The sequence below is a fragment of the Stenotrophomonas sp. YJH_SMC_43 genome, assembly GCF_059372535.1.
On the sequence record NZ_JCAFVQ010000004.1, the window covers coordinates 145,650 to 170,568 of the forward strand.

General features: G+C 67.3%; 20 protein-coding genes and 1 riboswitch. Of the genes, 11 read left to right on the forward strand and 9 right to left on the reverse strand.

Features of this window, described 5'->3' with window-relative positions:
- Positions 1–72: 72 nt before the first annotated feature.
- Entirely contained in the window at positions 73–390 is a 318-nt protein-coding gene (locus AC5QAH_RS17695; RefSeq protein WP_005407628.1) for a DUF4156 domain-containing protein, read from the reverse strand.
- Between the two features lie 202 nt (positions 391–592).
- On the reverse strand, positions 593–3,442 hold the full coding sequence (locus AC5QAH_RS17700; protein WP_495232473.1) for a M16 family metallopeptidase: 2,850 nt from the start codon (positions 3,440–3,442) through the stop codon (positions 593–595).
- A 414-nt stretch (positions 3,443–3,856) separates the two neighbouring features.
- Between AC5QAH_RS17700 and AC5QAH_RS17705 the strand changes: the two genes are divergently transcribed.
- Together AC5QAH_RS17705 and AC5QAH_RS17710 are read left to right on the forward strand one after the other, a co-directional pair.
- The gene (locus AC5QAH_RS17705) at positions 3,857–4,333 is read left to right on the forward strand and encodes an XAC0231 family protein (protein WP_126560689.1); all 477 of its coding nucleotides are present in this window, start codon (positions 3,857–3,859) and stop codon (positions 4,331–4,333) included.
- A gap of 69 nt (positions 4,334–4,402) precedes the next feature.
- Complete coding sequence (locus AC5QAH_RS17710) at positions 4,403–4,882, forward strand: tRNA (cytidine(34)-2'-O)-methyltransferase (RefSeq protein WP_005407625.1); 480 nt, start codon at positions 4,403–4,405, stop codon at positions 4,880–4,882.
- A 385-nt stretch (positions 4,883–5,267) separates the two neighbouring features.
- Here AC5QAH_RS17710 and AC5QAH_RS17715 read toward each other — a convergent pair whose 3' ends face one another.
- Positions 5,268–6,431, reverse strand: coding sequence for an acyl-CoA dehydrogenase family protein (locus AC5QAH_RS17715; RefSeq protein ID WP_313311453.1), 1,164 nt, complete (start codon positions 6,429–6,431; stop codon positions 5,268–5,270).
- 257 nt (positions 6,432–6,688) lie between these two features.
- On the opposite strand from AC5QAH_RS17715, the gene AC5QAH_RS17720 reads away from it, so the two are divergent.
- Both AC5QAH_RS17720 and AC5QAH_RS17725 read left to right on the forward strand, forming a co-directional pair.
- On the forward strand, positions 6,689–8,365 hold the full coding sequence (locus AC5QAH_RS17720) for an electron transfer flavoprotein-ubiquinone oxidoreductase (RefSeq protein WP_019338386.1): 1,677 nt from the start codon (positions 6,689–6,691) through the stop codon (positions 8,363–8,365).
- A 65-nt stretch (positions 8,366–8,430) separates the two neighbouring features.
- Complete coding sequence (locus AC5QAH_RS17725) at positions 8,431–8,832, forward strand: c-type cytochrome (RefSeq protein ID WP_019338385.1); 402 nt, start codon at positions 8,431–8,433, stop codon at positions 8,830–8,832.
- Here the strand turns inward: AC5QAH_RS17725 and AC5QAH_RS17730 are convergent.
- Positions 8,826–12,422, reverse strand: coding sequence for an ATP-binding protein (locus AC5QAH_RS17730; RefSeq protein ID WP_010487128.1), 3,597 nt, complete (start codon positions 12,420–12,422; stop codon positions 8,826–8,828). The genes AC5QAH_RS17725 and AC5QAH_RS17730 overlap by 7 nt on opposite strands.
- Positions 12,423–12,496: 74 nt before the next feature.
- Here AC5QAH_RS17730 and AC5QAH_RS17735 point away from each other — a divergent pair, with 74 nt between their 5' ends.
- From AC5QAH_RS17735 to pnuC, 7 genes are all read left to right on the forward strand, one after another.
- On the forward strand, positions 12,497–13,135 hold the full coding sequence (locus tag AC5QAH_RS17735; protein WP_010487129.1) for a response regulator: 639 nt from the start codon (positions 12,497–12,499) through the stop codon (positions 13,133–13,135).
- A gap of 377 nt (positions 13,136–13,512) precedes the next feature.
- Complete coding sequence (locus AC5QAH_RS17740) at positions 13,513–14,283, forward strand: hypothetical protein (RefSeq protein ID WP_191863341.1); 771 nt, start codon at positions 13,513–13,515, stop codon at positions 14,281–14,283.
- 111 nt (positions 14,284–14,394) lie between these two features.
- On the forward strand, positions 14,395–16,386 hold the full coding sequence (locus tag AC5QAH_RS17745; protein WP_191850435.1) for a peptidoglycan-binding protein: 1,992 nt from the start codon (positions 14,395–14,397) through the stop codon (positions 16,384–16,386).
- 246 nt (positions 16,387–16,632) lie between these two features.
- Positions 16,633–17,040, forward strand: a complete 408-nt coding sequence (locus tag AC5QAH_RS17750) for a glycine zipper 2TM domain-containing protein (RefSeq protein WP_005411889.1) — start codon at positions 16,633–16,635, stop codon at positions 17,038–17,040.
- A gap of 128 nt (positions 17,041–17,168) precedes the next feature.
- Positions 17,169–18,293, forward strand: a complete 1,125-nt coding sequence (locus AC5QAH_RS17755; RefSeq protein ID WP_049480479.1) for a phosphotransferase enzyme family protein — start codon at positions 17,169–17,171, stop codon at positions 18,291–18,293.
- Positions 18,294–18,336: 43 nt separating this feature from the next.
- A riboswitch (TPP riboswitch) is annotated at positions 18,337–18,432 on the forward strand.
- A 70-nt stretch (positions 18,433–18,502) separates the two neighbouring features.
- Positions 18,503–20,692, forward strand: a complete 2,190-nt coding sequence (locus tag AC5QAH_RS17760) for a TonB-dependent receptor (RefSeq protein WP_495232474.1) — start codon at positions 18,503–18,505, stop codon at positions 20,690–20,692.
- 8 nt (positions 20,693–20,700) lie between these two features.
- Positions 20,701–21,270: a nicotinamide riboside transporter PnuC gene (pnuC, locus tag AC5QAH_RS17765; RefSeq protein ID WP_019338380.1), complete on the forward strand. Its 570-nt coding sequence runs from the start codon at positions 20,701–20,703 to the stop codon at positions 21,268–21,270.
- Between the two features lie 106 nt (positions 21,271–21,376).
- Here the strand turns inward: pnuC and AC5QAH_RS17770 are convergent, their stop codons facing one another.
- The 5 genes from AC5QAH_RS17770 to AC5QAH_RS17790 form a co-directional block, all read right to left on the reverse strand.
- On the reverse strand, positions 21,377–21,793 hold the full coding sequence (locus AC5QAH_RS17770; RefSeq protein ID WP_197597486.1) for a hypothetical protein: 417 nt from the start codon (positions 21,791–21,793) through the stop codon (positions 21,377–21,379).
- An 84-nt stretch (positions 21,794–21,877) separates the two neighbouring features.
- Positions 21,878–22,852, reverse strand: a complete 975-nt coding sequence (locus tag AC5QAH_RS17775) for a Dyp-type peroxidase (RefSeq protein WP_241874485.1) — start codon at positions 22,850–22,852, stop codon at positions 21,878–21,880.
- A 121-nt stretch (positions 22,853–22,973) separates the two neighbouring features.
- A complete protein-coding gene (locus AC5QAH_RS17780) occupies positions 22,974–23,342 on the reverse strand; it encodes a VOC family protein (protein ID WP_043034959.1) in 369 nt (122 codons plus the stop codon).
- Between the two features lie 68 nt (positions 23,343–23,410).
- Complete coding sequence (locus AC5QAH_RS17785) at positions 23,411–24,178, reverse strand: helix-turn-helix transcriptional regulator (protein WP_241874484.1); 768 nt, start codon at positions 24,176–24,178, stop codon at positions 23,411–23,413.
- Between the two features lie 123 nt (positions 24,179–24,301).
- Positions 24,302–24,877, reverse strand: a complete 576-nt coding sequence (locus tag AC5QAH_RS17790; RefSeq protein ID WP_004134798.1) for an OmpO family porin — start codon at positions 24,875–24,877, stop codon at positions 24,302–24,304.
- Positions 24,878–24,919 lie beyond the last annotated feature (42 nt).

Consider the following 24,919-nt stretch of genomic DNA (forward strand, 5'->3'; position numbering starts at 1 on the left):
GGGCGCTATTCTATAACCCCCGGGCTTTCACCGCATCTTTACGAATTCAGCCTTGCCCGTATGGTGAAGCGTTCAGCGCGGCGGGCACTGGAAGGCGGCGAAGCGCTGGCTGCCATCGGCCGGGGCCGCAGCGGCCTGCACGGCATTGGCGCCGGCGCTCGGGGCCTCGTTGCGGGCCAGGGTTTCCAGCTCTTCCTGCACCCGCAGCGGGTTGCGGTTGTAGAAGCCGACCTTGCTCTTCACGGTGACCACCACCTCGCCCTTGGCGATGCAGCCGGCGGGAACCGGGCCTGCCGGCAGCACGCGGGTCGCCTTGCCGGCCGGTTCGATCGGCACCCAGGTACAGGCGGTGACGGTGAGCAGCAGGGAGGAAAGCAGCAGAACGCGCATGGGCAGATCCTGGAAGGGTATGGGGGGATTCTGCCTGAACAGCCTGAATCGGGGGTAGCCGGGGGTGGGTTCGGATCCCCCGGTAGCGCCGGGCCATGCCCGGCGAGCGCGCAGCGCGGCATGGCTGGCCGCCGGAAAGCCGCCGGGCATGGCCCGGCGCTACCACGGGAGACCTGCCCGCCGTGGCGGGCAGGCACATCCCTTATTTCTTGACCGGGTTGCCTTCGGCATCGATCACCGTCACCTCGCCCAGGTTCAGCGCACGCACGGCCGCTTCGGTCTGCTTGAGGTCACCCACCACCACCCAGGTCAGGGCCTGCGGCTTGATCTCGGCAGCGGCCTGCTGCACCTGCGCCGGGGTCATCGCCTCGATCTCGGCCTTGCGGCGCAGCACGTAGTCGTCCGGGCGCTTGAACTGCACGATCGAACCGATGGTCGACGCCACCGCGCTGGCGGTCTCGTAGGCACCGGGCAGGCTCAGCGTCTGGATGTTGCGGATGCGGTTCACCTCGTCGGCGGTGGCCGGCTTGCTGCCATCGGCGAACGCGGCGATTTCCTTGCGCATTTCCGCCATCGCCGGACCGGTCTTGTCGATCTGCACCGGCGCGCTGGCCATCCACGGACGCTGGCCCACCGAGTTGACCGCGCTGCTGCGTGCACCGTACGACCAGTGCTTGTCTTCACGCAGGTTCATGTTCAGGCGCGAGGTGAAGTCACCGCCGATGACGCCGTTGGCGATGTCGAAGCGGGTCGAGCTGGCAGCGTTCGAAGGCGCCACCACCTGGCCGGCGAACAGGTTGGCCTGCACCGCGCCCGGCTGGTCGATCAGGAACACGCGCGGGCCCTTCGGCAGCGCCACGTCGGTGGCCGCCTTCACCTGCGGGGCGTCGCCACTGGCCTTCCAGTCGCCCAGCTGCTTGTCCAGCAGCGGCACGATCTCGGCCAGGGTGGTGTCACCGACCACGATCAGGGTGCCGTTCTGCGGGCGCAGCCAGTCGTGGTGGAAGTCGACCAGGTCTTCGCGGGTCAGGCCATTGATCGCCGCTTCGTCACCGCTGCCGGTGAACGGAATGGCATACGGGTGGCCCTTGCCGTACAGCAGCGGCGGCAGCACGCGCATCGCCACCGCACCCGGGTTGACCTTCTCCTGCTGGATGCCGGCGATCCAGCTCGCCTTGACCCGGTCGATCTCGCCCTGCTCGAAGCGCGGCTCACGCAGCAGGTCGCGGTACAGCGCCAGCGACGGTGCCAGATTTTCCTTCAGCGCCGACAGGTCCACGCTCATCGAATCCAGGCCGGCCGAGGCATCCAGGCTGGCACCCAGTGCGTCGGCGGCATCGGCGAAGGCCAGCGAGCCGAGCTTGCCGGCGCCTTCGGTCATCAGGCTCATGGTGAAGTTGGCGGTGCCCGGCTTGCGGCCCTGGTCGGCGCTGAAGCCGCCCGGGAACTGGTAGCTGAACTGCACCACCGGAATCTCGTGGCGCTCGGCCAGGATCACCTGGGTGCCGTTCTTCAGCGTGGCGCGCTGCAGCGCCGGGAACTTCAACTGCGGGAACTCGCGGGTCTGCGGCACGCCGGCCTTGCGGTCGACCTGCTCGGGCAGGGTGCTGTACTTGGGGTCCACCGCCGGCACGTTGAACGGCTTCGGCGCCTGGCTCGGGTCTTCCTTCAGCGCCACGCGCTCACCCGGTGCGATCACCAGGGTGTGGCTGCCCGTGTCCAGCCACTGCGCGCCCAGCCGGCTCAGATCAGCAGCACTGGCCTTCTCGATGTTGGCCAGCGAGGTGCGGAAGCAGCCCGGGTCGCCGGTGAACACCGCGCACTCGGCCAGTGCATCGGCCTTGCCGCCGAAGCCACCAATGCGCTCGATGCCGCGGATGAAACCGGCGCGGGCACTGGTCTTGGCGCGCTCCAGCTCGGCCGCGGTCGGACCCTGCTTGATCAGGCGGTCCAGTTCCTCGTCGATGATCTTCTCGACCTTGGCCGGGTCCTGGCCCTGCTTGACCGTCGCCATGATCACGAAGTTCGAACCCAGCTGCGACGTCGACAGGCCCGACGCGATGCTGTCCACCAGCTTGTCCTGGTGCTGCAGGCGCTGGCTCAGGCGCGAGGACTTGGCACCGCCCAGGACCTGCGCGAACAGTTGCAGCTGATCGACATCGGTGGTGCCGACCTGCGGCACGTTCCAGGCGCGGTAGATGCGCGCCTGCGGCACCTTGTCCGTCATCGTCTCGCGCGTGTCGGCGCTGCGCTTGGCCACGTTCACGGCCGGCTGCGCCATGGTCGGGCCGGCCGGGATGGCGCCGAAGTACTTGCCGACCTTTTCCTTGGCGGTGGCCAGGTCGATGTCGCCGGCCAGCACCAGCACCGCGTTGTTCGGGCCGTACCAGGTGCGGAACCAGGTCTTCACGTCATCCAGCGACGCCGCGTTCAGATCGTTCATCGAACCGATCACGCCGTGGTGGTACGGGTGGCCAACCGGGTACAGCGCCTTGTTGAGCTGGTCCCAGGCCTGGCCGTAGGGCTGGTTCTCGCCCTGGCGCTTCTCGTTCTGCACCACGCCACGCTGCTCGTCCAGCGCCGCCTGGTCGATCGCACCGACCAGATGGCCCATGCGGTCCGATTCCATCCACAGCGCCATGTCCAGCGCGGTGGTGGGCACGTTCTCGAAGTAGTTGGTGCGGTCGGTATTGGTGGTGCCGTTCTGGTTGGTGGCACCGACCTGCTTGAACGGCTCGAAGAATTCGCCGTCGTGGTTTTCGCTGCCCTGGAACATCAGGTGTTCAAACAGGTGCGCGAAGCCGGTACGGCCAGCCGGCTCGTCCTTGCTGCCCACGTGGTACCAGACATTGACCGCGACGATCGGCGCCTTGCGATCGGTATGCACGATCACGCGCAGGCCGTTGGGCAGGGTGAACTGCTCATACGGGATATCGACCTTCGCCGGTGCGGCCGGCTTGGCCGCCAGCGCATGGGAAGGCACAAGCGTGCCCAGGGCGGTGCTGAGGGCGACGGCCAGCAGTGCAGCGCGCGGGCGAAGGGCGAGAGACATATCCGGATCCTTGGTCACATAGGTGAACCCCGATCCTAGCCTGCGCACGCAGCGGCAGGAATCGGCCAGCAGTCACTGGGGGTGTTTGCCCCTGTGCCCCATCCGCGGTGCCGATCTGCCCTGCCTGACCCGTCACATGCGCCCGCCAGGAACGTCCGGACAGTGTCCGCGGCGCATCGAATGGACAGGTGTCCGCCCACCGGACACTTTCCGGCGCAAAAAAACCCTTGTAAATCAACAACTAAAAGTTGGCACGGGGATTGCTTGGTACTTCCTGCGCCAGGAAGTGCTTCAGACGAAAGCTGACTGAAGACTGAACAAATGCAGGAAATCGAAAATTCTCCTTGCATGCCCAGAATCGGTGTACTACTTTACTACCACACCACTGATCACCAACACTAAACAGGCCCCGTCATGAACGCCAAGACCATTGCCATCGCCATCGCCCTGATCGCCGGCACCGCGGTTGTTTCGTCGGTGCAGGCCTCCGAATCCATCAAGACGCTGTCCACCGTGCAGGTCCGCCCGGCCGCCGACCAGCTGGCCCAGCAGGCCTGGGAACAGGCCAGCGGCATCCCGACCCTGGCCACCGTGGAAGTGCGCCCGAGCGCCGACCAGCTGGCCGAGCGCAGCGGCTACGTCGCCGCCCCGGTTGCGGCCGCGATGCCGATCACCACCCTGGCCTCGGTGGAAGTGCGCCCGAGCCTGGAACAGCGCGTCGCCCTGGCCGCCGAACTGGAAGCCCAGCGCTACGCCGCCACCCTGGCCGCCGCCGCCACCAACGTTGCCCACTCGGTCATCGTCAACCTGCCGGCCCTGCAGGTGCGTCCGAGCGCCGCCGACCTGCAGGCCCTGGCCACCGAAACCGCCGAGGTCCTGCTGCGCCCGTAAGCGGTGCCGCCCTGCCCAGCGCAGGGCGTGCGCCGTAAAGGCGGCCGCCGTCGCAGGTACACTGCGCCGATGAATGCCGCGCCCCAGTTCCACGTGATCCTGTTCCAACCGGAAATCCCGCCCAACACGGGCAATGTGATCCGGCTCTGTGCCAACACCGGCGCGCAGCTGCACCTGGTCGAGCCGCTCGGCTTCGCACTGGAAGACAAGCAGCTCAAGCGCGCCGGGCTGGACTACCACGAGTATTCACGCCTGCAGGTGCACCCCGACCTGGATACCGCGCTGGCGCGGATCGCACCGAAACGGTTGTTCGCCCTGAGTACGCGTGCCAGCGTCCGCTATGACAGCGTGGCCTTTGAAGACGGTGATGCATTCCTGTTCGGCCCCGAAAGCCGCGGCCTGCCGCAGGACGTGCTCGATGCCCTGCCCGATGGCCGCCGCCTGCGCCTGCCGATGCGGCCGGACAACCGCAGCCTCAATCTTTCCAACACCGTTGCCGTGGTGATGTACGAGGCCTGGCGCCAGCACGGGTTTGCCGGCGGGGCGTAGCTCCACGCGTCTCTCTTCTGCCTGATTGTTGCTGTGGCGGGCGCATGCCTTCATGGCGTTACTTTTCTTTCCACGCGGAAAGAAAAGTAACCAAAAGAAACGCGCCGCCGTCTGCGAGCCGGTGCTGCGCACCGGTACCCTGCGCTCCTCGGCCCGCCGGGGGACGGCGCGGAACTCGCTGCGCTCAGACACCCGCGCCTCTTCGCCCCCGCCGGACCTGCGGTGCTCGGCTCGCTTCAAGGCGGACCCAACAGCCGCGCGGTAGATCCACGCCATGCGTGGATGCCTTCCGCCTGGATCAATCAGGAGTGGGCGCCCTTGCGTTGCCCGGGGCGCGTGCACTCTACCTGGCAACGCCGGCCAGCGGCCGGCACTACCGGTGCACTCAGAACGCGTTGATGCCGGTCAGTTCGCGCCCGATCACCAGCTGGTGCACGGTCTCGGTGCCTTCATAGGTGATCACCGATTCCAGGTTCAACGCATGCCGGATCGCCACATGCTCGGTGGTGATGCCCGCTCCGCCCAGCAGATCGCGACACTCGCGGGCGATGTCGATGGCCATGCGGCAGTTGTTCCACTTGGCCAGGCTGACCTGCTGCGGCTGCAACTGACCGGCTTCCTTCAGGCGGCCCAGCTGCAGCGCCAGCAGCTGCGCGGTGGTGATGCGGCGGGCCATCTCGGCCAGCTTGATCTGCGCGCTCTGCGTGGCCGCCAGTGGACGACCGAACAACACGCGCTCCTTGGCATAGCCCAGCGCTTCATCCAGGCAGGCAATCGCCGCACCGATCGGCCCCCAGCTGATGCCGTAACGGGCCTGGGTCAGGCAACCCAGCGGTCCCTTCAGGCCCTTCACGTTCGGCAGGCGGTGGCTGTCGGGCACGCGCACGTCGTCGAAGAACAGCGCACCGGTCAGCGACGCGCGCAGGCTCATCTTGTGCTTGATTTCCTGCGTGGTGAAGCCGGCCATGCCCTTCTCCAGCACGAAGCCCTGGATACCGTCCTCGGTCTGCGCCCAGACGATGGCCAGATCGGCCACCGGGCCGCTGGTGATCCACATCTTGCTGCCGCTGATGCGCCAGTCAATGCCGTCGCGCACCGCGCGGGTCTTCATGCTGGCCGGATCGGAACCGCCGTGCGCTTCAGTCAGGCCGAAACAGCCGATCAGTTCGCCGCGTGCCATCGCCGGCAGCCACTGCTGGCGCTGTTCCTCGCTGCCATAGGCGTAGATCGGGTACATGCACAGCGAGCTCTGCACCGACACGAAGCTGCGCAGGCCCGAATCGCCGCGCTCCAGCTCCTGGCAGATCAGGCCGTAGCTGACCGCGCCGAGGCCACCGCCGCCGTACTCGGCCGGCAGCGTTGCACCCAGCAGGCCCAGTGACGCGATCTCCGGCACCAGTTCAGACGGAAAACGGGCCTGGTCGAAGGCATCGCCGATGATCGGCAGCACGCGCTCGTTGGTGAAGCGGGCGACACTCTCCTGCACCGCACGCTCTTCCTCGTTGAGCAGGGAACGGACATCGAACAGATCGTACGGATGCAAAGCCATGGCACTCACACGCAGTCAGGACCCGGCCATTGTCGGTCATCCGGGCAGCGCGTGCCGACCAGGGTTAGCCCCCACCAGGGCTGAGGCACTACGCTGCGCTGCAGCAATCGTGCGGTGAACGGCGTCTATCTAGCTCGATCACGCGCGTCCCGGTACCCTGACACATTCAAACAACCGTTTCGCCCGTGGCCGCACGCGCGATTCCCAGGCACCGCCGGTGGCCCCGATGCCGGCCCTACCCACGAGTCATGCAATCGATGAGCGCTGAAGCCAACGCCCTGCCCCCGCGTGAAGTAATGGAGTTCGACGTGGTGATCGTCGGCGCCGGCCCCGCCGGCCTGGCCACCGCGATCCGCCTGCGCCAGCGCGCGATCGAAGCCGGCCGCGAGCTGTCGGTGTGCGTGCTGGAAAAGGGCTCCGAACCAGGCGCCCACGTGCTGTCCGGTGCGGTGATGGACCCGCGCGCGCTGACCGAACTGTTCCCGGACTGGGCCGAGCGCGGCGCACCGCTGAAGCAGAAGGTCACCCGCGACGAATTCCTGTTCCTCAGCGAAACCGGCGCACGCAGCACGCCCAACGCGCTGCTGCCGGAGTGCTTCCACAACGAAGGCAACTACATCATCAGCCTGGGTGAAGTGACCCGTTGGCTGGCACAGCAGGCCGAGGCGCTGGAAGTGGCCATCTTCCCCGGCTTCGCCGCCGCCGAAGTGCTGTACGGCGACAACGGTGAAGTGATCGGCGTGGCCACCGGCGACATGGGCATCGAGAAGGACGGCAGCATCGGCCCGGCTTTCGAACGCGGCATGGCGCTGCAGGCGAAGTACACGATCTTCGCCGAAGGCGCGCGCGGCCACCTCGGCCGCCAGCTGATTGCCCGCTACACGCTGGACGAAGGCAAGGACCCGCAGGCCTACGGCATCGGCATCAAGGAGCTGTGGCAGATCGACCCGGCCAAGCATGAGCCGGGCCTGGTGGTGCATGCCGCCGGCTGGCCGCTGGACAGCGATACCTACGGCGGTGCGTTCCTGTACCACGCCGACGGCGGCAAGGTCGCCATCGGCTACGTGGTCGGCCTGGACTACAAGAATCCGTGGCTGAGCCCGTTCGAGGAATTCCAGCGCTTCAAGACACATCCGTCCATCCGCAAGCACCTGGAGGGTGGCACCCGCATCGGTTACGGCGCGCGTGCGATCACCGCCGGTGGCCTGCTGTCGCTGCCGAAGACGGTGTTCCCGGGTGGCGCACTGGTCGGCTGCGAGGCCGGCTACCTCAACGCCAGCCGCATCAAGGGCAGCCACGCGGCGATCAAGACCGGCATGCTGTGCGCCGACGCCGCGTTCGACGCGCTGGCCGCCGACCGCCAGCACGATGAACTGAGCGCCTACCCGAAGGCATTCGAAGCCAGCTGGCTGTTCACCGAACTGCAGCAGGCCAAGAACTTCAAGCAGTGGTTCAAGAAGGGCCAAACCGTGGCCACGCTGATGACCGGCGTGGAGCAGTGGCTGCTGCCCAAGCTGGGCGTGCGCAATCCGCCGTGGACGCTGCACCGCACCCAGCCGGATCATGTCTGCCTGGAACCGGCGTCCAAGCACACCCGCATCGCCTACCCCAAGCCCGATGGCGTGCTGACCTTCGATCGTCTCAGCTCGGTGTTCCTGAGCAGCACCAACCACGACGAGAACCAGCCCAGCCACCTGACGCTGAAGGATCCGAGCATTCCGGTGAAGGTGAACCTGGCCGAGTACGCCGGTCCGGAAGCGCGCTACTGCCCGGCTGGCGTGTACGAGTTCGTCGGCGAAGCCGACAGCGCGCGGCTGCAGATCAACGCGCAGAACTGCGTGCACTGCAAGACCTGCGACATCAAGGACCCCACCCAGAACATCGTCTGGGTGACCCCGCAGGGCGGCGGCGGCCCGAACTATTCGGGCATGTGATTGCTCCGGGCTGCGACGGCGTGTCGCAGCCCGCCTGCCCCGCAGCGTCGCTATCCTGCCCGCCCATGCGCGCTTTCTGCCTGCCCATCACCGTTGTCGTGGCCCTGGCGGCCACGGCCTGCCAGCGCCCGCCTGCGGCTCCGGCCACGCCGGAACAGGCGCACCAGCAGGCCATGCAGCGCGCGTTTGAACTGTGTGCCGGCTGCCACACCGTACAGCCCGGCGGCATCCACCGCTTCGGGCCGAACCTGCACGGGGTGATCGGTCGTCGCGCCGGCAGCCTGCCCGACTACGGCTACTCCGAGGGCATGCGCCGCGCCGACATCACTTGGACCGCGCAGACCCTGGATGCGTTCCTGCAGTCGCCCACCCACGTGGTGCCCGGCACGCGCATGTACAACGCTTTCCCCAGCGCCGAACGCCGCGCGCTGGTGATCGCCTACCTGCAGCAGCAGCCGGCTCAGTGAGCCAGGCGCTGCAGTTGCTGCTGCAGCCGCGCGACGAACCCCGCCACCGCCTCGAACAACGGCTCCGGATCGGTCTCGGCTGCGTCCTGCAGGCGCTCGACCAGGGCATTGGCCTGCCCGGCCAGCACCGTCGCCCCCACCGCACCCAATCCACCGGCCTGGCGATGCAGGTGCAGTGCGGCAGACATGCGGTCACCGGCCTGCACGGCGCGCCGTACGCCCGCCAGATCACCTTCGCTGGCCTGCAACAGGCTGTCGCGCAGCTGCTCGGCCACCGCGCGCGAGCCGAAGCGCCGCTGCAGGCTGTCCAGATCGGGCAGCGTCCCACCATCGTCGGCAACGGACTCGGCCAGCTCCTCAAACGACTGTCCCTGCGCCTGCGGCAACCAGCGCAGCAGCGCGGTACGCAGCGTGGCCAGTGACAACGGCTTGGCCAGCACTTCGTCCATGCCGGCCTCACGGCAACGACGCGCATCGTCGTCCAGCACACTGGCGGTCAGCGCCAGTACGGTCAGCCGCGGCTGGCCGTTGCGGCCCTCGCGTTCGCGCAGCAGGCGGGTGAATGCGAAGCCATCCAGCACCGGCATCCGGCAATCGGTGATGACCAGATCGAACGACTCCGACGCCAACCGATCCAGCCCCTGCTGGCCATCGCCGACCAGCACATGCGGCACGCCCAGTTGCTGCAGGCGCCAGGCCATCATCGCCTGGTTGGTCGGATGATCTTCGATCACCAGCACGCGTGCCTCGCGCAGCGCCGGCGGCAGCAGCGCCGCTTGTTCCTGCTCAGCGACCAACGCTTCAACATCACCACTGCTGGCTTCCACCAGCGACAGCCGCACCTCGGCGCGGGTGCCCTCACCCAGCGTGCTGTGCAGCTCCAGCTCGCCATCCATCATCTGCACCAGGCGCTGGCAGATGCTCAGGCCCAGGCCGGTACCACCATGGTCGCGCTGGATATACGCACCGGCCTGGGTGAACGGCGCAAACAGGTGCTGCAGCTTTTCCGGTGCGATGCCGATGCCGGTGTCGGTGACGCTCAGGCACAGCGGCTGGCTGCCGTCCTCGGCGGTCGGCCCCAGCACTTCCAGCTGCAGCCGCACTTCGCCGCGCACGGTGAACTTGATGGCGTTGCTGAGCAGGTTGAACACGATCTGACGCAGGCGCACACCATCCACTTCGTGCGCGGCCGCCAGCTGCGGGTCGATCTGCACGTGCAGGTCCAGCTCACGCGCACTGGCCTGCGCCGACAACAACCGGCACACGCTTTCCAGCAATGGCCGCAGCGGCTGCGGCACAGGTTCCAGGCGCAGCGCGCCGGCCTCCAGCCGCGAGTAATCGAGGATGTCGTCGAGGATCTGCCGTAGCATCTGCGCCGAATCCTCGATCACCCCCAGGATGCGCTGCTGCTCGGCATCCAGCGGCGAATGCGCCAGCACCTCCAGCATGCCCAGCACGCCACTCATCGGCGTGCGGATCTCATGGCTCATGGTTGCCAGGAAACGCGACTTCGCTTCCGCGGCCTGTTCGGCGTCGGCCTTGGCCGCAGTCAGGGCCTCGGCCTGCGCACGCGCCTCGCTGACATCCACCCAGTAACCACTCCAGGTCACCGCACCTGCTTCGGCCGCATAGGGATGGGCCTGGCTGCGCACCCAGCGCGCGCCGGCACCTTCAGGTCGCAGCCGGAATTCCAGAATGAGCGGTGCGAACTGGCGCGCCGCCTGCTCGACCGCATGCAGGATGTGCTCGCGGTCGTCTTCCTCGATGCGCTCCAGCAGGCACGTTGCATCCTGTTCGGCCTGCTGCCGGCTGATTCCGAACAACGCCTGCAGGTCACCGGCAATGAACGGGAAGCTGAGGGTTCCGTCTGCCGCACGGCGCGCCTGATAGACCACGGCGGGCAGGTTGTCGGTGACTTCGGCCAGGCGCTGTTCCAGATGACGTCGCCCGGCCACCTCGCGGCGCAGCCGCCAATGCCCGATGGCGTGCACCAGCAGCGCAGTGAGCAGCACCAGCAGCAGCGGCACGCCCCAGCGCGCCACGCGGGTCCAGTCGAGCCCGTTGCGATATTCGACGGCCAGCCAGTCGCCGCGCAGGGCCTCGCGCTGGCGTGGGGTCATCTGCAGCAGCAGGCGGTCGAAAGTAGTGGCCAGGGCGGCATGGCGGCGCTCGACAGCCAGCACCAGCTGATCGTTGAAGCCAGCCGGTGCGGCCACCTGCAGGCGCCCCGGGAAGCGGCTGCGCAGCAGATGGTCAACCACGGCCAGATTGCCTACATAGGCATCGGCGTCGCCATTGATCAGGCGCTGCAGGGCCTGTTCCGCGCTGCGCGCCGCGATGATCCGGGCCTGCGGTGCCTGCTGCAGCACATAGCCACGCACACGCTCCGGATCGGACAGCAGCACCCGCCTGCCCTGCAGGTCGGACAGGCCCAGCAGCGCCGGGCTGTCACGCTGGCTGACGATCACGTTCGGCACGCTGATGAAGGGCTGGCTGAACACCCAGTCCGGGCCCAGGTAGCGCGAATCGGCAGGAATGCCCATTACCGCCTGCAGCTCGCCGCGGCGTGCCTTCTCGCGCACCTCGTACCAGTCATGGCTGTTTTCCACCTGCAGGTTGGCGCCGGCCTGCAGCAAACGCCGCAGGTATTCGCTGGCCAGGCCGCTGGGTCTGCCATCCTGGTCCGCGAACGACAGCGGCGCCGCGTTCGGCGCGAAGCCGATCTTCAACGGCTGCTCCAGTACCCGCTTCTCGGCCTGGCTCAGCGCCAGCTGTGCCGATGCCGACCACCGCGGAGGTGGCAGCCAGCGCTGCACCAGCGCATCGCGCTGGGCCTGGCTGGTCGCGGCCAGCGCCAGGTCCAACGCTTCGGCCAGCGGCTGCTTGCTGTTGGGAATGCCGAAGTGCAGCCGTTCGGGCGGCAGATCGCTGGGGCGCAGCAGCACGACCCCCTGCAGGTCCTCGCGGGCGATCAGTTCGGTGGCTACGTACGCATTGCCGATGTAAACGTCAGCCTTGTCGTCTCTGACCATCTCCAGCGCCGCCAGCGAGCTGTTTGCGACAAGCTGTCGTGCCCGGGGGAAGCGCGCCCGCACCTGCGGGCCGGTCAGGAAGTCCTGCTCGATCACCACCCGCAGTCCATCCAGGTCGGGGATGTCGGAGGCACGCAGGTCATCCGGGCGTCCCACCAGGGCCAGCGGCGCCTCGCCATAAGCGGCGGTATAGACCATGCAGCGGGTGAGGTCGGCACTGAGACCGACATTCATCACCACGTCGATCTCACCACGACATGCCGCGTCCAGCACGGATGTCCAGTCGGAATAGCGCCTCGCCTCGACCTTCATGCCTAGCTGACGGGCGAGAAGCGACAGATAATCGGGTCCGAGGCCGACCTGCTGGCCATCACGGAGGGACTCGAACGGCGGCCAGCCACTGTCATACTGGCCCACGACGATGCTCGGATGCGCGGCAACGTACTCGCGCTGCAGCGGGGTGAGCGGCAACGGTCCAGGCACCGCCTGTGCCAGCGCCGCAGGCAACGCCAGCACGGCCAGCAGCAGGACCAGCCCGCGAACAGCCCAGCTACGCATCGGCGTCGATCTCCTAGAATCTGCCAGGAGCCGCGATGGTCGCGGCCCGGCCTGCCCGGTGGTCATACTAGAGCATGAGCTTGCGCATCATCATCGCAGACGACCACCCGGTGGTCCGTATCGGTACCCGCGCCGTCATCGAATCGAGCGGGGTTGGCCGCGTGGTCGGCGAAGCCGACAGTGCACAGGCGCTGATGGCCCTGCTTGGCAGCCAGCCCTGCGACCTGCTGGTGACCGACTACTCCATGCCCGGCAGCCCACAGGCCGACGGCTTCGCCATGATCGGCATGATCCGCCGGCGCCATCCCGACCTGCCTGTACTGATGCTCAGTGTCTCCAACAATCTGGCGATCCTGCGCATGGTGCTCGACAGCGGCGTGCTCGGCCTGGTCGACAAGAGTTCGTCGATGGACGAACTGCCGCAGGCCATCCAGTCGGTCTACCGGGGCCAGCCCTACATCAGCCGAAGCCTGCGCGAGCGGGTCGAGGCCGCCGGCAGCTGGCGCATGCGCGAGGGCGACGGCAAGCCGCTGTCGCCACGCGAAGTGGAGGTGCTGCGGCTGCTGGGCACCGGCATGACCGTGAAGGAAATCTCGCTGCAGCTGCACAAGAGCGTCAGCACCATCAGCCGGCAGAAGGGTGACGCCATGCTCAAACTGGGCCTGAAGGGCGACGCCGAGCTGTTCGATTACCTGCGCGACGGCAATATCTGAGAGCCAGATCACAAAGAAGGGCATCTGCCACCGCCCTCTTTGACCCGCCGCCGATCTGTGCCAAGATGGCCCGGCATGAGTTCTCAATGCGAGGTCGAAGGAATCGACCGGCTCATGTCCTCGCTCCCGTCCCTGGTGGATGGGGTGCGGTTTCCTGCCGGCCGTCTGGCCCGGCAACGCTGACCATGGAGAGGCGCATGCATCATTCCCCCAAGCTACGTTGGACCCTGCCGGTGCGACCCCTGCGCGCATTCGCGGCGTGCCTGCTCGTCTCTCTTTCCGCTGCCGCCTGCAGCGCCGCCGATCCGGCCCCCTCGTCCTCCCAGCCCGGCGCTCCTGCGCAGGCTGCCAATGCGCCCCGACAGGATGTTGCCCCGATGCAGACCCCCACCCCCGATGCCGCCGTCACCCCGCCCGACGCGCCGACCGTCATGTATTTCACCTACCAGGTGGACGGCGATGGCGCGACCTCCTATGAGGTCCAGAACGGCAGCGTGGCGACCTTCTGGTTCGGCCACACCTTCACCCTCGGTGGCACCACGTACTACACGGGTTTCTCCTGGGATACCCGCGAGCACTACGGCAAGCCGGGCGAGCAGACGCCGGCCGGTCCGGATGACCGCGCCAACCTCGCCGAGGCCACCTTCGTGCTGGCCGGCACCGACGCCAGGAAGCCATGGAAGTTCCGTGGCCAGGAATGGACCATCGGCGCACTGGGCGCGTACGACAAGGCCGACGATGTCGATACCCGGCGCAAGCCACTTGAACATCGCACCGCCGACGGCCGCCTGCTGCTGGCGGTGCCGACCCGCAGCTTCGACCGCGGCATCAGCAGCACCGGCTATGCGCTGCTGCTGTTCAACCCCAAGCGCAGCGAAGACGACGTGGACAGCAAGGTCTGGCGCTATGTCGGCTCGGTGCGCACCGGTGAGGACAACAGCGCGGCCTGCGACGAAGGCAACGTGATGCCCTGCACCGGCAGCGACGGCGAACTGGCCTTCGCTGCCGAGGGCAACGGCCTGCCGCGCCTGACCGTGACCTTCAAGGGCACCACCATCGAAGGCCCCGGCAAGACCCGCGCCCTAGGTGCCAGCGACGCCGTGCACTACACCTTCGACAGCGCGACCCAGCAGTACGTCGCGCCCTGATAGCACCCGCCACGCGCGGGTTCCCTGTTGACCGACATGTTCTTGACTCACGGATGAGTCCGGTTGGCGATTCGCGGCATGCGCCGCTCCATCAACCCCGAGGAAAACGTCATGGCACAGCATGACTACAGCAGAAAGGAAGTCCTGGACATCGTCGAGCAGGTCGCCCGGCAGAAAGGCATTCCGGTCGATGACTTCATGCGCTTCGCGCACATCGAGACGGGCGGCACCTTCAACGAGCGCGCCCACAACACCTCGTCCGGCGCCAAGGGCCTGTTCCAGTTCGTGCCCGGCTCCGCGCGCCAGTACCACCTGACCGGCCACGAGTTCGACCCCACCCGCAACACCGAGGCGGCCGCGCAGATGTACCAGGACAACCTGGACTCGATGGCGCGCCGCAACGAGCGCACCGGCAACCCGTACCTGTCCGGTGGCAACACGCCCACCGGCCTGGACCTGTACCTGGCCCACCAGCAGGGCAGCGCCGGCTATGGCTCGGTGCAGACCGCCATTGCCACCGGCACCTTCGGCGTGGTGCGCAACAGCCACGGCGAAGAGATCAACATGCGCCGCAACGTGCTGAACCAGATCGGTTCCGACGCGAAGGCGCTGACCGGCCACACCCTGGCCGAGATGCGCGGCATGAACGATGGCGACCTGGCGCGGACGTTCTCCAGCTACTACATCCACAAGTACGCGGCGATCAGCATTCCGGAAAAGAACATCGAACCGCAGGCGGTGGCGCAGGGCCAGGGCCAGACCGCGGCAGCGCCCGCACAGGTCAGCGCAGCCGTAGCGGCCGGTGCTGCCACGTTGGCGGCAACCGCAACAGCCGCTGCCGCGCCGAAGCCGGGCATCGAACTGCAGGCCGCCTACGAGGCCGGCGTGAAGTACGACCACGTCAAGTACGCCATCAACATCCCGGGTCACGCGCTGTACGTGCCGGGCAAGACCGGCAAGAACGTGGAGCAGGGTTACATCGACTGTTCCGGTTGGGTCGGCACGCTGCAGAACCGGACCATGGACGAGATCAACCAGAAGGCCGGGCATGCGGTGTTCAGCAAGGCTGATCGCATCGACCTGGGCAACCTGGGTTCCGGCGGCATCGTGCGCAAGGCGTTCGACCAGTCCGGCGTGCTGCTGGACCGCGACGCGATCCTGAAGCCCGATGCGCTGAAGGAAGGCATGATCATCGGCCTGGATACGGCCAAGACCCGCCATGAGCACTGGAACGGCATCGACCACATTGTGATGGTGGTGCGCGACCCCAACACCGACAAGCTGCTGATCAGCCAGTCCACCGGCAGCAAGGGCGTGCACACCATGCCGGTCGAGGACTACCTCAAGCAGGTGAAGGACCACCCGAACTGGAAGCTGTACGCCTCCGATCCGCTGTCCAAGGCGCGCGACCTGCTGGAAAACCGCACCCAGTCGCACGAGCAGACACAGGGCAAGCCTGCGGCCGAGCACAAGGCCGCTGCCACCCCGCACGCCGAACTGTACAAGCAGGGTGCGCACAGCGAGGGCGTGCGCAGGGTGCAGGAGCAGCTGGGCCACCTCGGCTACGTCGGTGCCGACGGCAAGCCGCTGGTCGAGGATGGCCGCTTCGGCCGCAACACCGACGCGGCGGTGCGCCAGCTGCAGAAGGACAACGGCCTGGTGGCCGACGGCATTGTCGGGGCGAAGACTCTGGAGGCGATCAAGGACGCACGCGAACGGCCGTTGCTGAACGACGAGCGGCACCCGCGCAATCCATTGTTCATCCAGGCCAGCAAGGGTCTGGAACTGATGCCGGCAGGCACCTTCAAGGATCGCCACGCGCTGGAAAGCGCCGCTGCGGCCCTAACCAAGGAGGCGCATGCCGCCGGCCTGCAGCGCATCGACACGGTGGTGCCGAGCCCGAACGGTGAGCGCCTGTTTGCCGTGCAGGGCACGATCGGTGACCCCGCCGCCAGCCGCGTGGCGGTGGATACCCGTGCCGCCAGCGAGCAGAGCCTTGCGCTCAGCAGTGGTGCCGTGCAGGGTGCGCCCAACGTGCTGCACCAGCAGCAGGATGCCCAGCAGGAGCAGGCCCGGCAGGCACAGAAGGCGATGGGCATCTAAGCCCGCAGCGCCTTGGGAGAGAAGGGAGGGCCACGTCCGCGTGGCCTTTTCCCTTTCTGCCAGCTGAGCGGCCGAGGCCGCTTTCAGCCTCGCTTCATGCCACCTGCCGCTAGATGAATGCGCAAGCCGCACGGTGGACCAGGCAATGTTCCGGCAACGTTGGAACGCCAGCGTGGACACCACGGCAGCCGGGGCGCCCCGCGCCCTCCCTGCCCAGCGTGGCATGCACCTCACAGGAGAACTTACATGCTCAGTACTTCCGCACTCAGCTTCCGTGGTCTGGCGATGGCTCTGGCACTGGTGGCCGGTGTTGCCGTGGTCAGCGATGCCAGCGCGATGTCGAGGAAGGACAAGCGCACCCTGGTCGGCGCCGTGGTCGGTGGCGTGGCCGGCAACCTGCTCTCCAACGGTGATCCTGCCGCCACCGTGGGCGGCGCCGTGGCCGGCGGGGCGATCGGCAACCTGACGACCTCCGACCGCCGCGACCGTCGTTACTACGACAATCGCCGTTACGACGACCGCTACGATCGCCGTTACGACCGTGGTTACTACCGCAGCGGCTACTACGACCGCGGTGACGACCGTCGCTGGCAGCGCGAGCGCTACTACGACAACCGCTACTACCACGACCGCGGCCGCCATCGCGGCTGGTAGGCCGCGCGGCGGCATCACCGCAGCTGATGCACGGACGGGCGGGTCGATGACCCGCCCGTTTGCGTTGGCCGCGTGCATGGCGTTGAATGCGCAACCTTGGATGTGACTTTCCCCACCGGGGCTGCGGCATGAATTCTTCTTCCCACCGCGTGCAGGGCCTCAACAACGACGAGGTCGCTGCAGACTGGCCACCGATCAGCGCGGCGGACATCGCGTGGCTGCGCCGGCGTTACCCGCAGCTGGGCGAGCACAGCCAACCGCGCTGGCACAGCCCCCGACCGCTGTCGGCCGCCGCCATCGTCGACGGCGTGGACGGCGCGTTGTTCATCAAGCGCCACCACCACAGCGTGCGCAGTGCGGCCTGCCTGGAAGAAGAACACCACTTCATCGCCCATCTCGCCGCCGCCGGCGTGCCGGTAGTACAGGTGCTGCCGGCCACCGATGGCCACACTGCCGTCGAGCATGGCGAATGGACCTTCGAGCTGCATGCGGTTGGCGTCGGTGAGGACCTGTATCGCGACGCGGTGTCGTGGTCGCTGCTGACCGATATCGCGCAGGCCCGTGAAGCCGGACGCGCACTCGCACAGCTGCACCGCGCTGCGGCCAGCTATCACTCGGCGCAGCGCAGCACCCATGTGCTGGTCGCGCGCGACGATCTGATCCGCGCCGACGATCCGGTCGCGGCCATCAAGGCAGGGCTGCACGAGCGCCCCGGGCTGGCCCGCTATCTCGCGCGCATTCCGTGGGAAGCGCAGCTGCAGCGTGACGTGTTGCCGTGGCATGCCGGCCTGGCCAGGCGCCTGCGCGACGAGCCGCGGCTGTGGGCCCACAACGACTGGCATGTTTCCAACCTGCTGTGGCGCGATGGGCAGATCAGCACCGTGCTGGATTTCGGCCTGGCCTCGCCCACCAGCGCACTGTTCGACCTCGCCACCGCGATCGAGCGCAACGCGGTGGCGTGGCTGGAGCTGGAGCGCGGCATGGAGGCGGTGCGCATCGATATCGCGCTGGCCCTGCTCGACGGCTACCGCCAGGTACTGCCGCTGTCGGCGGCACGCGTGCACCTGCTGGCCGACCTGCTGCCGATGGTCCATTTCGACTTCGCACTGTCCGAAGTGGAGTACTTCGAAGGTGTCACCGGCTCGACCGCGAATGCCGACGTGGCGTGGCAGCCCTTCATGCTGGGGCACCCGGCGTGGTTCCACAGCGCGCCGGGACAGGCACTGCTGCAGGCCCTGCACGCGGCAGCCTGAAGGGCGCCGGCTCGCAAATCCGTACCATTTGTAGTGAAATGGTCACCTGAAGCGGGGGTGCCTGGATCTGCCAGGCTGAGAGAGTCCCTTGGAACCTGATCCGGTTTGCACCGGCGTAGGGAGCTTTGAGCCGCAGCCACACCCCCGTCATGGGCCGGTGCACCTGCGCGCCGTCGCTTCGTCTCCCTTGTTGTCCGAAGACGAATCGAATGAACCGCTGCCTGCGCCCCACCCTGCTCTCCCTCGCCCTCTGCGCCGCGCTGCCGCTGCACGCCAGCGAGGCCGAAGCGTCCCCCGATGCGGCTGCCACCGGCGCCGAGCATTCGCCGACCGAACTGGCAGCGGTGCGCGTGCAGGCCGGCAAACCGAAGGCCGATACCTCACGCGTGAACGCCTTCGGTGGCGGCAGCTGGAAGGACACGCCGGCCTCGGTGAACGTGCTCGAGCGCGATTACCTCGATCGCCGCCAGGTGCGTTCGCTGTCCGAGCTGGCCAGCAACGATGCCTCGCTGGGTGATGCGTATGCGCCGGTGGGCTACTACCAGAACATCGCCATCCGTGGCTTCGCGCTGGACGCCGCCACCGGCTACCGCTTCAACGGCCTGTCCATCGCCGGCGAACAGCGCCTGGCGCTGGAGAACGTGCAGTCGGTGGAGATCCTCAAGGGTGAAGCCGGCCTGGCCGCAGGCGTGATGGCACCGGGTGGCATCATCAACTACATCGGCAAGCGCCCGGCCGAAGTGCGCACCGCCACGCTCGGCACCGATTCGGAAGGCTCGCGCTACGTCGCCGTCGATGTCGGCCACTGGATCACCCCGCGTTTCGGCCTGCGCCTGAATGCCGCCTGGGACTCCAGCAATTCCTATGTCGAGCACGCCGATGGCCGTCGCAACTTCTACTCGCTGACCGCCGACTGGCTGATCGGCGAGCGCGGCAAGCTGGAAGTGGATGCCAACTACCAGACCAGCTCGCAGCGTTCGGTGTCCGGCTACCAGCTGCTGGGCGCACGTGACCTGCCGCGCGGCGTCGACCGCGAGCATCTGCTCGGCTACCAGCCATGGCAGCGCCCGGTGGATATCGCCAGCACCAACATCACCGCGCTGCATACCTACGACTTCAACGACGCCTGGCAGTCGCGCGTGTCGGTCGGCCACAGCCGCTCGGTGATCGATGACAACGTCGCCTTCGCCTACGGCTGCTACTACGCCACGCAATGCGCCGATGGCAGCGTGCCGGGCAACTACTTCGCGCCCAATGGCGACTACGACGTCTACGACTACCGCAGCCCGGGCGACACCCGCCGCAACCAGCAGGCCCGTGCCGAGCTGCGCGGCCGTTTCGAGACCGGCAGCGTCGGCCATGAGCTGACCCTCGGTGCCGACTACTTCCGCCGCACCGTGGACAAGCGCCCCAGCGTCAACGAGTACGTCGGCACCACCAACATCCACGAGGCACCGGTGCCGGTGTTCGAGCCGTCGCCGAAGATGCCCGGCCCGTCCGCACGTCGCCTGGACAGCCGCCAGACCGCCTTCTTCGCGCTGGACCGGATCAGCTTCGGTGACGACTGGCAGTGGCTGGCCGGTGGCCGCTTCGTGCGCCTGGACGAGCGGGCCTACGACAAGCGCGGCACCCCGCAGCGCCACAGCCGCCTGTCGCGCTTCCTGCCGCAGACCGCGCTGGTGTGGAAGGCCACCGACCAGCTCAACGCCTATGCCAGTTACGTGCGCGGCATTTCGCTGGGCCAGGAAGCGCCGTTCTGGACCAGCAATGCCGACACCTTCCTGCCGTCGGTGCAGTCGCGCCAGCTGGAAGTGGGCGTGAAGTACGTACCGGTCGAGGCGTTGACCCTGGGTGCGGCCGTGTTCCGCATTTCGCAGCCGTACCAGTACGCCAGGCCGGACAACAGCGACGTGGGCTACACCTTCGTCGAGGAAGGCACCCAGGCCCACACCGGCCTGGAGCTGACCGCCAACGGCCAGCTGACCGATGCATTGCAGATCGTGGCCAGTGCCATCGTGCTGCAGGCGCGTGCGCGCGACACCGGCACGCCGGCTTATGAAGGCCATCAGCTGGTGAATGTGCCGAAGGTGCGGGCCAGCGTGCATGTGGCCTATGCGCTGCCGTTCGTGCAGGGCCTGGATGTCACTGGCGGCTGGCGTTATGCCGGTGCCAACGTCGCACGTGCCGACGGCGGCGTGCGCGCACCGGACTACTCGGTGTTCGACGCTGGTCTGCGCTTCCAGCATCGCCTGCACGAGCGTGCGGTGACCTGGAACCTGTCGGTGGACAACGTGTTCAACCGCTTCTACTGGCGCGATACCGGCAGCAGCGGCGGTGACTACTACCTGTTCCCCGGCGCACCGCGACAGGCCCGCCTGTCGGTGACGTTCGCGCTGTGAGCGGCGTGATGCTCGAGTGGACCGCCGCACTGTGCAGCATCCTTGGCGTCTGGCTGATGGCCCGGCGCCGGCTGGTGGCGTGGCCGGTGGGCCTGCTGTCGGTGACGCTGTACGGGCTGGTATTCGCCGAGGCCAAGCTGTACTCGGACACCCTGCTGCAGGTCGCCTTCGGTGGCTTCCTGGTCTACGGCTGGCTCAACTGGCGGCAGCATGCCGCCGATGAGGGCAGCATCCGCATCGTGCCGCTGGCGCGCGGCAAGCTGCTGCGCGACCTGGCCATCGGCCTGTGTGGTGGCGTGGCGCTGGGTGCGGCCATGCATACCTTCACCGATGCCGCACTGCCCTGGCTGGACGCGATGCTGACCGCGCTGAGCCTGGTCGGCCAGTGGTGGCAGGCACGCCGCCACGTGGCCTGCTGGTGGGTGTGGATCGCGGTGGACGTGGTCTATGTGGGTGCGTACCTGTTCAAGTCGCTGCACGTGACCGCCGCGCTGTACGTGTTCTTCCTCGGCCTGGCCGTGTTCGGCCTGCGCGCATGGAGCGCGGCCGCGCGTGAACCGCAGGTGGCAACGCAGTAGAGCCACGCCATGCGTGGCTGGGGGCCACCGGTAGTCGCCAACCTTGGTTGGCGTGCCTGCCGACCAAGGTCGGCATCTACCAGGCATATCCACGCATGGTGTGGATCTACTGGGTAAGCACCAGGCCCAGCCGCAGCGGCTGGCGCATGTCGGCCGGTGGCGCCGCCTGCAACGGCGCTGCCTGCAGGGTCGCGCGCAGGTCTGCGTCAACCTGGGCATCGCCCAGGCTGTCGAATTCCAGCTTCGAGATGCGGCCATCCGCCGCGATCCACACGCTCACCGGCAGCGGCGTCGGTGCGTCCGGATGTGCCTGCAGCCATTCCAGCACGCGCTGCGCCTGCGGGTCCTGCTCCTGCTGCAGGCGCTGCTGCAGCTGGCCCCCCACGGCGGCGGCATAGGCCATCCAGTGTGCAGGAGCTTCCTGCGCGGACACCGCGGCGCTCCCCAGTGCCAGCGCACCGAACAACGCGGCCAGCGGCCACCACCAGCGGCGCATGCCGGTTCTGTTCCCTGTCATGGCCATCACCTGCTCCTGCACTCGCATCCAACAGCAGATGGTCGGGGCGGTAGATGACAGGCAGATGGCGGTCGCCGCTGCCCGGCGCGATCAATCGCCCAGATCGGCCAGCACTTTGCGCGAGGGCGCGAAGAAGGTCACGCCGGTGGTGGCGGTGGAGAAATCGAGGATGCGGTCGTGCAGGGGCGCGGGATTGCCGATGAACATGCGCTCGAGCATCTTCTCGATCACCCACAGGCGGCGCGTGTAGCCGATGAAGTAGGTGCCGTACTCGCCACGGCCCGGGTTGGCGAACGGCATGTTGTCGCGCAGGATCTCGTGCTCGCCGTCGGCGTCTTCAATGGTGCACAGGGTCTTGTGCGACTTCTGTGCATCGGCCGGCGCATCATCCAGCTCGATGTTGTCGTGCTTGGTGCGGCCGATGATCGCTTCCTGCGCCTCGGTCTTCTGTGCGCGCCAGGCATCAAGGTTGTGCAGGTACTTCTGCACCACCACATAGCTGCCACCGACATGTTCGGGATCTTCTTCGCCCACGATGGTGGCTTCCGGCAGCGACAGCCCTTCCGGATTGGCGGTGCCATCGACGAAATCGAGCAGATCGCGGCCATCGAAATAGCGGAAACCGGCTACGTCATCGACCGCTTCCACCGCATCGCCGAAGGCCATCAGCAGGTTGCGCTCGAACGCCACGATCAGGTCCATGGTGCGTGCACGGATGTGGTACAGCAGGTCACCCGGCGTGGACACGGCGGTGTGGGTCGCGCCCTTGATCTCGCGGAACGGCTGCAGCTCACGCGGCGGCGTGGTGCCCACCAGCGGCTTCCACACGCGGTGACCAATGGCCACGTTGCAGGTGAAGGTGCGCTCGATCTCGCGGATGGCGGTGTTCTTGATCAGGTCATCGGTGCTGGCCAGGACCTCGCGTGCCTTCGCGATCGACGCCTCGTCGTCCTTCACCTTCAGCACCAGGAACGCCGCCGAATGGGTCAGTGGCGCAGTGATCTGCTGCGGCTCGTTGTCGAGCGTGTGGTTGAGGGCGGTGATCGGTGCGGGCTGGGAGTTCACGGCGGTTCCTGCTGGCTTGAGGCGGGCGCATCGCGTGGCGATGTGCGGGCGATCATAGCGGAACCACCTGGCCGGGGACGGAGCGGTTCTCGTTCCGTCCACCAGCGGAGGTACGAAGACCTCAATCCACATCACTCCAGACCGCCAACTCGTAGCCATCCAGATCGCGGAACTGGAAGCGGCGGCCACCAGGGAACGCGAACACCGCCTGCACCACCTCGCCCCCAGCGGCAGTCACACGCTGCTGTGCATCGGCCAGGTCCGCGCAGTAGAGGATCACCAGCGGCCCGCCGTGGGCACGCACCGGCGCGTCGGCCACGAAGCCGCCTTTCAGGCGGCCATCGTCGAACTCGGTGTAGGCCGGCCCGTAGTCGGTGAAGTGCCAACCGAACACCTCGCCGTAGAAGCGTTTGCTGCGGGCAATGTCGGCGACGTTGAATTCGATGTTGTCGATGCGGCATTCGGCATCGTGGGGTGCGACGTGGCTCATGGCGTGGCTCCGTGGTGGGAGCCCCAGCTTCAATCAGCGCGGTATCGAGGTCTTGAACGAAACGGCCATCATTGACCCCACTCCAGACGCAGTTCGCGTGCGGTCATGCCACCCAGCTCACGCGCCTCGCGACTGAGATGGGCCTGGTCGGCATAGCCGGCCTCGGCGGCCAGCATCGCCAGCGAGTGCTGTGGCAGCGCGCGGCTGTGGCGAAGAAAACGTTGCAGGCGCAGGATCCGCTCCAGCGTCTTCGCCCCATAGCCGAACTGCGACTGGCTGAAGCGCCGCAGGCTGCGCGGACTCAGGCTCAGGCGTGCCGCCAGCGTATCCAGCGTGGCGTCACCAATGGCGAGCGCCTGAAACAGGGCATGTGCACGCTGCGCCGGGGTATCGAGCGCGGACGCACCCATATGCAGTTGCAGGCAGTGCGCCATCCGCTGCAGGCGCTGTGCAGGCGCGGTGTCACCAATGGAGGCCGCCGCCTTGCTCGCCCACGCGCCCTTCAGATCGGCCAGTGGCACGGCCTGGCCGATGATCTCGGCCAGGGGCAGGCCCAGCGCGGCCAATGCCTGGCCGGGACGGAAGCGTGCCCCCAGCACCTGCGCACCGGGTGCCAGCGCCGGGTGCGCGGCCACGCGGTCCGGGCCGACCACGAACAACGCACCGTCGCGCCAGAGGATATCCACGCAACCATCGGGCAGTACGGTGATGTGCCCATCGGCATCGTCACGAAGCTGGCTCTGCCACAGCTGACCAAAGTGGCCGCGCAGCGGCGCAGGCGCCGGATGCTCCTGGTAGGCCGTGCCAGTACCTGCGAGGGGGGAAGAGTCGCCCATGCCGCATTGTCGCGCTACAGGGCCCATAAAAGTGAAGCCCGGCGCGAGGCCGGGCTTCGGTTGGCGTGTGGGAGAGAGAGAGAGTCACACGCCAGCACAACACGCACTAACGACAGGCGTTTGTTACCAGGTGAAGCGCGGGCCCACGAACCACTCGCGGTCGCCAGCCTTGGCCAGCTTCACTTCGCCGCTCAGGCCCCAGTTCTGGTTGAACTTGGCGGTGGCGCCGACACGGCCGTAGAACTCGCCGTCCGGGTTGTAACCGTGCTTCTTGCTGAAATCTTCGTAGCCGGCCATCACGTAGCCTTCCACGTACGGGTTGAACGCGGTGCGCACGCCCACTTCAGTGGAGTAGCCGTTGAAGTCCAGGCCGCGCTTCTCGTCGTACTTCTGGTACGCAACACGGGCCACCAGATCGGTGTTCGGTGCGATGCCGTAGTTGTAGCCGACACCCAGGCGCCACTGGTCGACGTCATTCTTGAACTTGTCGGTTTCCTGGGCGCTGTAGTCGCCAAAGACGTGGAAGTTCGGGTGCACCGCAACGGAACCCTTCACCTTCCAGCCATCGGCGTCGCCGCCCTTGGCATCGGTGTTCACGTAGCCGCCTTCAACGTAGTTGTACGACAGGCCATCGGTTGCCGATGCAGCGAACGGCAGGGCAGCCAGAAGACCCAGGGCAAGCAGCGAATTCTTGTTCATCGGGACACACCTTTAATTATTTTGGTTTCGTCGACCGCCTCC

Excerpts from the sequence above, each read along its gene's own strand:
- AC5QAH_RS17695 (WP_005407628.1), bottom strand. The coding sequence starts at position 390 with ATGCGCGTTCTGCTGCTTTCCTCCCTGCTGCTCACCGTCACCGCCTGT.
- AC5QAH_RS17700 (WP_495232473.1), bottom strand. The coding sequence starts at position 3,442 with ATGTCTCTCGCCCTTCGCCCGCGCGCTGCACTGCTGGCCGTCGCCCTC.
- AC5QAH_RS17705 (WP_126560689.1), top strand. The coding sequence starts at position 3,857 with ATGAACGCCAAGACCATTGCCATCGCCATCGCCCTGATCGCCGGCACC.
- AC5QAH_RS17710 (WP_005407625.1), top strand. The coding sequence starts at position 4,403 with ATGAATGCCGCGCCCCAGTTCCACGTGATCCTGTTCCAACCGGAAATC.
- AC5QAH_RS17715 (WP_313311453.1), bottom strand. The coding sequence starts at position 6,431 with ATGGCTTTGCATCCGTACGATCTGTTCGATGTCCGTTCCCTGCTCAAC.
- AC5QAH_RS17720 (WP_019338386.1), top strand. The coding sequence starts at position 6,689 with ATGAGCGCTGAAGCCAACGCCCTGCCCCCGCGTGAAGTAATGGAGTTC.
- AC5QAH_RS17725 (WP_019338385.1), top strand. The coding sequence starts at position 8,431 with ATGCGCGCTTTCTGCCTGCCCATCACCGTTGTCGTGGCCCTGGCGGCC.
- AC5QAH_RS17730 (WP_010487128.1), bottom strand. The coding sequence starts at position 12,422 with ATGCGTAGCTGGGCTGTTCGCGGGCTGGTCCTGCTGCTGGCCGTGCTG.
- AC5QAH_RS17735 (WP_010487129.1), top strand. The coding sequence starts at position 12,497 with ATGAGCTTGCGCATCATCATCGCAGACGACCACCCGGTGGTCCGTATC.
- AC5QAH_RS17740 (WP_191863341.1), top strand. The coding sequence starts at position 13,513 with ATGCAGACCCCCACCCCCGATGCCGCCGTCACCCCGCCCGACGCGCCG.
- AC5QAH_RS17745 (WP_191850435.1), top strand. The coding sequence starts at position 14,395 with ATGGCACAGCATGACTACAGCAGAAAGGAAGTCCTGGACATCGTCGAG.
- AC5QAH_RS17750 (WP_005411889.1), top strand. The coding sequence starts at position 16,633 with ATGCTCAGTACTTCCGCACTCAGCTTCCGTGGTCTGGCGATGGCTCTG.
- AC5QAH_RS17755 (WP_049480479.1), top strand. The coding sequence starts at position 17,169 with ATGAATTCTTCTTCCCACCGCGTGCAGGGCCTCAACAACGACGAGGTC.
- AC5QAH_RS17760 (WP_495232474.1), top strand. The coding sequence starts at position 18,503 with ATGAACCGCTGCCTGCGCCCCACCCTGCTCTCCCTCGCCCTCTGCGCC.
- pnuC (WP_019338380.1), top strand. The coding sequence starts at position 20,701 with ATGCTCGAGTGGACCGCCGCACTGTGCAGCATCCTTGGCGTCTGGCTG.
- AC5QAH_RS17770 (WP_197597486.1), bottom strand. The coding sequence starts at position 21,793 with ATGGCCATGACAGGGAACAGAACCGGCATGCGCCGCTGGTGGTGGCCG.
- AC5QAH_RS17780 (WP_043034959.1), bottom strand. The coding sequence starts at position 23,342 with ATGAGCCACGTCGCACCCCACGATGCCGAATGCCGCATCGACAACATC.
- AC5QAH_RS17785 (WP_241874484.1), bottom strand. The coding sequence starts at position 24,178 with ATGGGCGACTCTTCCCCCCTCGCAGGTACTGGCACGGCCTACCAGGAG.
- AC5QAH_RS17790 (WP_004134798.1), bottom strand. The coding sequence starts at position 24,877 with ATGAACAAGAATTCGCTGCTTGCCCTGGGTCTTCTGGCTGCCCTGCCG.